The organism is Ideonella sp. B508-1 (genome assembly GCF_000333615.1).
GTDB lineage: Bacteria > Pseudomonadota > Gammaproteobacteria > Burkholderiales > Burkholderiaceae_C > Ideonella.
In genome coordinates this window covers 1-6,810 of the sequence record NZ_BADL01000550.1, presented here as the reverse complement: position 1 = coordinate 6,810, position 6,810 = coordinate 1, and the positions used below count along the sequence as shown (strand labels likewise).

At 69.4% G+C, this 6,810-nt stretch carries 9 protein-coding genes and 2 pseudogenes; 3 read left to right on the top strand and 8 right to left on the bottom strand.

Annotated features, from left to right (window positions below; translation table 11 throughout):
* Positions 1-250, bottom strand: a pseudogene (locus I73_RS29750) (hypothetical protein); the annotation flags it as partial.
* 59 nt (positions 251-309) lie between these two features.
* Here I73_RS29750 and I73_RS21690 point away from each other — a divergent pair.
* The 3 genes from I73_RS21690 (at position 310) to I73_RS33345 (ending at position 2,474) form a co-directional block, all read left to right on the top strand.
* Positions 310-1,770, top strand: a complete 1,461-nt coding sequence (locus I73_RS21690) for a PLP-dependent aminotransferase family protein (protein ID WP_022982545.1) — start codon at positions 310-312, stop codon at positions 1,768-1,770.
* A gap of 115 nt (positions 1,771-1,885) precedes the next feature.
* Complete coding sequence (locus tag I73_RS21685) at positions 1,886-2,236, top strand: hypothetical protein (RefSeq protein WP_040501293.1); 351 nt, start codon at positions 1,886-1,888, stop codon at positions 2,234-2,236.
* Between the two features lie 61 nt (positions 2,237-2,297).
* Positions 2,298-2,474 (top strand): hypothetical protein, encoded by a 177-nt coding sequence (locus I73_RS33345; protein ID WP_022982543.1) that lies wholly within the window; start codon positions 2,298-2,300, stop codon positions 2,472-2,474.
* 36 nt (positions 2,475-2,510) lie between these two features.
* Here the strand turns inward: I73_RS33345 and I73_RS21675 are convergent, their stop codons facing one another.
* From I73_RS21675 to I73_RS21645, 7 genes and pseudogenes are all read right to left on the bottom strand, one after another.
* Complete coding sequence (locus tag I73_RS21675; RefSeq protein ID WP_022982542.1) at positions 2,511-2,792, bottom strand: hypothetical protein; 282 nt, start codon at positions 2,790-2,792, stop codon at positions 2,511-2,513.
* A complete protein-coding gene (locus I73_RS21670; RefSeq protein ID WP_022982541.1) occupies positions 2,789-3,199 on the bottom strand; it encodes a hypothetical protein in 411 nt (136 codons plus the stop codon). Before I73_RS21670 ends, I73_RS21675 begins: the two co-directional genes overlap by 4 nt.
* 2 nt (positions 3,200-3,201) lie before the next feature.
* Positions 3,202-3,660, bottom strand: a complete 459-nt coding sequence (locus tag I73_RS21665) for a hypothetical protein (protein ID WP_022982540.1) — start codon at positions 3,658-3,660, stop codon at positions 3,202-3,204.
* 21 nt (positions 3,661-3,681) lie between these two features.
* Positions 3,682-4,482 (bottom strand): peptidoglycan-binding protein, encoded by an 801-nt coding sequence (locus I73_RS21660; RefSeq protein WP_022982539.1) that lies wholly within the window; start codon positions 4,480-4,482, stop codon positions 3,682-3,684.
* 113 nt (positions 4,483-4,595) lie between these two features.
* On the bottom strand, positions 4,596-5,120 hold the full coding sequence (locus I73_RS21655; protein WP_051049319.1) for a hypothetical protein: 525 nt from the start codon (positions 5,118-5,120) through the stop codon (positions 4,596-4,598).
* Between the two features lie 206 nt (positions 5,121-5,326).
* A pseudogene (locus I73_RS29745) lies at positions 5,327-6,194 on the bottom strand (nucleotidyl transferase AbiEii/AbiGii toxin family protein).
* Positions 6,191-6,796, bottom strand: coding sequence for a type IV toxin-antitoxin system AbiEi family antitoxin domain-containing protein (locus I73_RS21645; protein ID WP_022982538.1), 606 nt, complete (start codon positions 6,794-6,796; stop codon positions 6,191-6,193). Before I73_RS21645 ends, I73_RS29745 begins: the two are co-directional and overlap by 4 nt.
* Positions 6,797-6,810: the final 14 nt, after the last annotated feature.

Genomic DNA, 6,810 nt, shown 5'->3' with positions numbered 1-6,810 from the left:
CCAGCAGCAGGGCCTGGATGGCGCCCAGCTGCGCCAGGGCCAGGCGGGCTGCGGCGGGGTGGGTGGCCCGCAGCCCGGCCAGGGCGGCGGCCAGATCGCCCACGGGCGCATCCAGGCCGCCGTGCTCGCTGGGCAGGCTCAGGCGGAACAGGCCGGCCTGGCCCAGGCGCCGCAGGGTGTGGGCCGCGGAACGGGAGGTCGCCAGGGGTTCCGGCGCCATATCGAAGGGGCTGCTGTGCATGACCGGCATGGTGCGGCGCCAACATCTGAGCCGTAAGATCCAGACATGCTGCATTTCGACCAGATCAGATGACCGGCACCCCCTTCCTCTACGAACGCCTGGCCGAGGAGCTGGTGGCCGCCATCGCGGCGGGCCGGCTGCCCGATGGCGCCCGCCTGCCCTCCGTCCGCCAGCTCTGTGCCGACCACGGCATCAGCCCCGCCACCGCCTTCCAGACCTACGCCACGCTGGAGGCCCGCGGCCTGGTGGAGGTGCGCCCCCGCTCGGGCTACTACGTGCGCACGCGCCAGGCCTCGCGGCCGCTGCCGCCGCCCGTGGCCCGGCCGCGCCCCGGGGCGCAGAAGGTCAGCGTCAGCGAGCTGATCTTCGAGCTGCTGGGCAGCGTGCAGGACGCCGCCGTCGTGCCCCTGGGCTCGGCCTTCCCGCCGGCCGAGCTGTTTCCCTTCGAGGCCCTGGCCCGCTCGGGCGCGCGGGCCATGCGCCAGCTCAAACCGGCACAGATCACCGGCGCGCTGGTGCGGGGCGACGAGCCGCTGCGCGAGCTGCTGCACCGCCGCCATGCCCAGCAGGGCGTGGCGCTGGACCCGGGCGAGCTCGTCATCACCCACGGCGCCATGGAGGCGCTCAACCTCTGCCTGCAGGCCTGCACCCGGCCGGGCGATGTGGTGGTGGTGGAGTCACCCACCTTCTATGCCGCGCTGCAGACCATCGAGCGGCTGAACCTGCGCGCGCTGGAGGTGGCCACCGACCCGCAGGAGGGCGTGGACCTGGCGGCGCTGGAGGCGCTGCTCCAGCAGCGGCGGGTGGCGGCCTGCTGGTTCATGCCCAACTTCCAGAACCCGCTGGGCGCGCTGATGCCGCTGGCCAAGAAGAAGGCCCTGGTGGCCCTGCTGGCCCGCCATGGCATTCCGCTGGTGGAGGACGATGTGTACGGCGAGCTGCATGGCGGCGCCCACCGCCCGCTGCCGGCCAAGGCCTTCGACCAGGCCGGCCTGGTGCTGCACTGCAGCTCGTTTTCCAAATGCCTGGCCCCGGGCTACCGGGTGGGCTGGGCCGCGGCCGGCCGCTACACCGCACAGGTGCAGCGCCTGAAGATGATGAGCACCCTGGCCACCTCGCTGCCTGCGCAGCGGGCCGTGGCCGATTACCTGGCCCATGGCGGCTACGACCGCCACCTGCGGCAACTGCGGCAGGCGCTCTCGGCCCAGCGACAGCGGGCAGCCCGGCAGATCGCCCGGCACTTTCCGGCCGGCACGCGGGTGACCCACCCTGAGGGCGGCTACTTCCTCTGGCTGGAGCTGCCGGCCGGGGTGGACGCCATGGCGCTGAGCCAGGACGCCCTGGCCCAGGGCATCAGCACCGCACCGGGCGTGCTGTTCTCGGCCGACCAGCGCTTTGTGCACCACCTGCGGCTGAACATCGGCCGGCCCGACGACGTGCGGGTGGACGAGGCCTTGCGCACCCTGGGCGGCCTGGCCCGCCAGCGCCAGGCTGGCAACCTTTCGACACAGCGTGCGACGGTCCTGTGACAGGCCCGATCCCCAAGTCAGATCAAACGGGGGCCGGAATCCCCTCCTTTGGGCGACGCCGCCGGGACCGGGATGTGGGACAAACCCGTTCAGCAGTATCGACAGGGAGCAGAACATGATGGAAGCCACCCATGCTGAACTGGGCATCCGCCCGCGCGACAGCGCCGAACTGGTGTGTGCCGAGATGATCGGCTATTTTTCCACAGAGACAGGCGCCATGCCCGCCGACCCCATCCTGGCGGCCGGCCACCGCGCCGCCCACGCCTGGCGCGCCCTGATGAGCCAGGCCCAGCCGGACCCGGCCCGCATTGCCGCCCTGCTGCGCTATGTGGCGCCGCACCGGGCCTGCAGCGGCACCGCCTGGGAGCTGCTGTGCCTGGCCATTGCCAGCTGGGCTGAAACCAAAGGGGTGCGAAACCCTGCCGTCAGCATGGTTCCCGCCGTGCCGGAAGATGCGCTTGCCTGAGGCTCACCCTGTGGGCCCGCTGGCCTGTATACCGTAGGCCATGCACGCAGGAGACGACGACATGCACAGCGACAAACAATGGTTCTGGAAGGTGCACCGCCATCCCATCTGGGGCACCTTCACCACCCGCCGCCGGTGGTCCGAAGAAGAAGTCCGCAAGGCCTATGCCGGCCTGCAGCTGGAACGGCTGGACAGCCCCCTGCCTTCGCCCGCCAACCGGGTGCTCAAAGCCGCCTGAACACGGCTGCCACGCATGGCGGCCAGCGCGGTGCGCTCAGTCGATGCGCACCCGCGTGGACAGGCGCAGCTCCATGGTGCTGCTGGTCTGCTTGTCGGACACCAGCAGCTTGGCCAGGCCCGAGCTGCCCTGCACGGCCACGCTCTTGAACACCAGCTCGACGTCGATGACGTCCACCCGCGCCTGCGCCAGACCGGCCTGGGCCTGCGCCTTGGCCTGCAGCTGCATCTGGTCGATCTGACGGCGCAAGGCATCCACCGTTTCGGCAAAGATGGCGTCGACCGCGGGCACGGCCACGGTGGTGACGGTGTCGCTCATCGGCTGTCTCCCGGTTCAGGTGCGGGGGGCGCGGTCGGCGCCTCGGCATGCCGCACATCGGTGGCAATGCGTCCGGACAGCTTGAGCGGAAAGCCGCCGCCTTCGGCGCAGTAGCGCAGGGTGTCCGGCCGCGCCGGCTCGGCGGAGGCGGCTGCGGCCTTCAGCCGACGGCCCGGTGCGGCAGCCGCGGCCGGCTTGGCCGACAGCGCCGGCGCCACCTGCACCGTGAATTCGAAATCCACATCGCCCACGATCAGCGCGCGAGCCTGGTCGCGGAACTCTTCGGCATTGCGCTGGGCGGTGGTGGCGCTCAGGCGACTGAAGGTCTTCTGCAGGGCCAGCAGCACGTCTTCCAGCATCACGTCGGCGGGCGGCTCCACCGCCGGTGGCTTGGGCGGGGTGGCCATGCTCAAGGCCCCTTGCTGCGCAGGGTCTCGATAGCCCTGTTGAGTGAGGCCGGGTCGGTGGGCGTCAGACCCATGCGCGAGAGGTAGGTGCTCAGATCCACCTCGCTGTTGGTCAGCGTGAAGGTGCCGCGGGCCGTCAGCGCGCTCTCTTCCGAGCTTTGGCGGAAGTAGCCGCCCGACACGGTGATGGGCCCGGCGCCCAGCGACAGGCTGCCATCCACCTGGCTGATGGAGGCCACGCGCATCGACAGCGTCAGCTCCAGCACGCCACTGAACTTCATCACCGGGGCCTGCGGCATCATCTGCTGCAGGGCGGCGATGTTGTCCTGGCCCACCAGGTCACGCGTCTGCGCCAGCCAGTCGGCCCAGATGCGTCGGTAGCCGGCCTCTGCCTTCACCGCGGCGTCGGCCGGCGCGGTGAACAGGGTGCCGATCATGGTTTCCAGCGAAGTCGTGGCCATGGCGGGCCTCCCGGTGCAGGGTTAGCGCTTGGCGTCCAGCGCGTTCCAGGTGTCACGGCCGACGATGCCGTCGGCCTCCAGCCCCTGCTGACGCTGGAACACCATCACCACCGCCTCGGTGGCGGCGCCGAAGTCCTCGTCGATGGCCAGGCTGAAGCCGCGCTGCTGCAGCTTGCGCTGCAGGTCGCCCACCACCTCGCCCTGGGAGCCGCGACGCAGCACCGGCCGGTTGGCCGTGGGCGGCGCCTCGCCCGTCATCACCAGGCCCTGGATGCGCGCGATGGCGGCCTTGGCCTTGGCGGTGAGCTGGCTGCGTTCGGCCAGGCCGTTCCTGCCGCCATTGACCTTGAGCGTCACGCCCACCACGTCATCGGCGTCGCACAAGGGGTTGATGGCCTTGCGGCGCCAGAACTCGCAGGCGATCTTCAGTGACAGCACCGGCTCGGCCGCCAGCTCGGGCTGGTCTTCCAGCGGCAGGCCCAGGCGCTGGCCCATCTCGCGGTAGTTGGCCCGGCCGGTCAGCTGCAGCAGGCCGCGGCCCTTGTAGCGCGGGCCGTCCCCGGTGTGGGTATTGCCCAGGTCCTTGCGGCCTTCGTAGGCCTGGCCGCTGGCAAATTCCTCCGTGGTCCGAAAGCCCGCCGATTCATGGCAGGTCTGGGCCAGGAAGTGGGCGATGCGCAGCCGGGTGTCGATCTCGTAGGCGGCCAGGGTGCTGGCCAGCACCGGGCCCACGGCGTTGAGGATGGCGTCCTGGTGCTCGGCCAGTTCGCCACTGAAGCGGGGCGCGATCTCGCGCATGGTCACTGCATCGACGGGAATCATGGCGCTCCTCGATGGGATGTGCCCGCGCCCCACGGCGCAGCGCCCGCGCACATTACGCTGCCTTGCCAACGCCGCCCATCCTCAAGGCGGCGGGTGCCCCTCAAGAAGGGGACTCAGGGCAGCTCGAACCCTTCTTCCAGCGTGGGGACGCCCGCCCGCTGGAACAAGTCGGGCCCGATGTCGGACACCGGCGGCCGGGTGCAGGCCAGCACGGCCAGGCGCCGACCGCCCCGCTCCACCACCACGCCGGCCTTGTCGCCCCAGCCCTGGCCGACGGCGGTGTAGACCACGTAGCGGTGTTCGCCCCGCGTGAAGGCCAGCCAGGCGCCCCCGCCGCCGGAAAACATCAGCGTGCCACCCCGCGTCACGTTGCGCCAAGGTGTGTCGGCCGAGGGATAGGCCAGCTCCACCGCCGCGGGCCGGCCATAGCGGTACTGCAGCTGACCGCCCTGCGGCCCCAGCCCGCGCGAGGCACACACCGCCACCCGCCGCGCGCCGATGTCGCACTGGAACACCACCTGCTCGTCGGGGGTGCAGGCGGTGGGGGTGGGCGTTAGCTGGGGTGTGACCGCCTGGGCCGGCAGGCTGGACAAAGCGACCAGGGTGGCCGCCAGGGGGATGAGGGTGCGGGTGGGCATGGGGGCTCCTGGGAACCCGCGCATTACAGACGAAATGCGTGGGACATGCCAAGTCGTGCAAGACCACCGTGCTGCGGCTGACCGGAAAAGCCTGGTTGCTGTCGTTCTACCTCAGCCCATTGGCAGGCCGCTTTCGACCTTGCTGTCTTTCAGTGAGATGAGTTGAACTGCCGGCCGGTGGCGAACATTGCCCTGTGAAGGGCGGTTCAGCGAACGACAGTGTTCAGCGCAGGCGCCAAGGCCACGCTCAAGCGACCCACAACATCGGGTAAGGGTTCCGGCGAAAGCTCGTTCTTCTTGAGAAATGCCAGCCACAGCGCTTGACGCGAGGCGTCGTGCGCAAACTCGTCCGTCAGGCCCACAAGCGTCCCGTGGCGTAGCGCGTCACGCGCCACCATGCCCCGTCTTTCAAAGGTGGCCTGGATCGCCTGGGCCAGCAGATCGGTGTCCAGCGTTTCTCGCTCCAGCAACACCGACAGATCGAAATAGTCCTTCAGGCGGCTGTTGGTCATGCCCAGCAAAGCGATGGCGTGAAGCTTTTCCGCGATGACGGTGTACTTTGGGTAGGTCCGCAGTCTTGGGGCGGGCATCTCCTGCAGCAGTACCGGATAGACCGCATCCACAGGTGACGGCGTCGCCGAAGCCGACGTCGATCTGGGTTTTGCAGCGTGCGCGGGCCAGTTCGGCTGCAATGATGATGCGAACGCCACCGTAGCCAGCCTCCTTGCGGATCTCCTCGGCCGAGACGGAGGCTGGGTCGAACTCGATGCCGTCGTCGACCGCTACAGCGGCGATGTCCTGAAACGCTTGGGCCACTGACGCCAGATCACTGGCACCGAAGCCCAAGAGGTCGGCATCGCGTGTGGCCCGGTGTGGCATGTCGTACCAGAGCGTGAACAGCAGCGCGCCTTTGAGCAGAAAGCGATCTGCGTGCGGCGACTGGGTCAGCCGGTAGAGGATGCGTTCCAAGGCAAAGCGCACCAGCACCTGGTTGAAATCGACGCCTTGTGCCTTGGCGACGTTGAGCAGGCGCGCGCGGACGGATGCCGCGACATTGAGGTTGGCCGCACTCATCCGACGCTCTCCAGGTAGGGGCGCATCACATTGGCCACGCGGCATATCTTGGCAAAGCGCCAGATGTCGTCGACGGAGGCCTTGCTGCGCGCCCGGGCGTCTTTCAGTGCCTCCAGCGCCACATCCAGCCCGATCTTGTTGCGGTGCTTGAAGCAATCCGCCACCGTCTTGGCCACGCTGTACACCCGCAGCCTCACGCCGTCGCGCTCGACTTCCTCAACCCCGGCCGAATAGGCGTCACCCGTGAACTGCACCATCTTGACGGGCGGGTAGTCGACACGGGGCGGGTGGCTGCCCCTTGGCATGGCGATCCAGACCTGGCGCGGCAGCTGCGTGGTCAGCTCGTGAAACTGCAGGGCCGTCAGCAGACAGAACACCGCCTGAGGCACCCTGGTGGCGATGGTGGCCAGGCTCTCGAATTCCGAAATCTGTGCATCCGGCAGGCGGTACAGGCCACGCCCCACCTTCTCCAGCAGGCCCGCAGCGGTCAGGCGCGTCAGCACGACCCGAGGCGCACGGATGGCGTCCAGGTCGCTGGCGCGCAGCAGCCCCTTCTGGCTGGCCAGACTGAGAACCCGCTGATGGTGGGTGCTGGAAGGCATGGGGAAGTATGTTC

Excerpts from the sequence above, each read along its gene's own strand:
- I73_RS21690 (WP_022982545.1), top strand. The coding sequence starts at position 310 with ATGACCGGCACCCCCTTCCTCTACGAACGCCTGGCCGAGGAGCTGGTG.
- I73_RS21685 (WP_040501293.1), top strand. The coding sequence starts at position 1,886 with ATGATGGAAGCCACCCATGCTGAACTGGGCATCCGCCCGCGCGACAGC.
- I73_RS33345 (WP_022982543.1), top strand. The coding sequence starts at position 2,298 with ATGCACAGCGACAAACAATGGTTCTGGAAGGTGCACCGCCATCCCATC.
- I73_RS21675 (WP_022982542.1), bottom strand. The coding sequence starts at position 2,792 with ATGAGCGACACCGTCACCACCGTGGCCGTGCCCGCGGTCGACGCCATC.
- I73_RS21670 (WP_022982541.1), bottom strand. The coding sequence starts at position 3,199 with ATGGCCACCCCGCCCAAGCCACCGGCGGTGGAGCCGCCCGCCGACGTG.
- I73_RS21665 (WP_022982540.1), bottom strand. The coding sequence starts at position 3,660 with ATGGCCACGACTTCGCTGGAAACCATGATCGGCACCCTGTTCACCGCG.
- I73_RS21660 (WP_022982539.1), bottom strand. The coding sequence starts at position 4,482 with ATGATTCCCGTCGATGCAGTGACCATGCGCGAGATCGCGCCCCGCTTC.
- I73_RS21655 (WP_051049319.1), bottom strand. The coding sequence starts at position 5,120 with ATGCCCACCCGCACCCTCATCCCCCTGGCGGCCACCCTGGTCGCTTTG.
- I73_RS21645 (WP_022982538.1), bottom strand. The coding sequence starts at position 6,796 with ATGCCTTCCAGCACCCACCATCAGCGGGTTCTCAGTCTGGCCAGCCAG.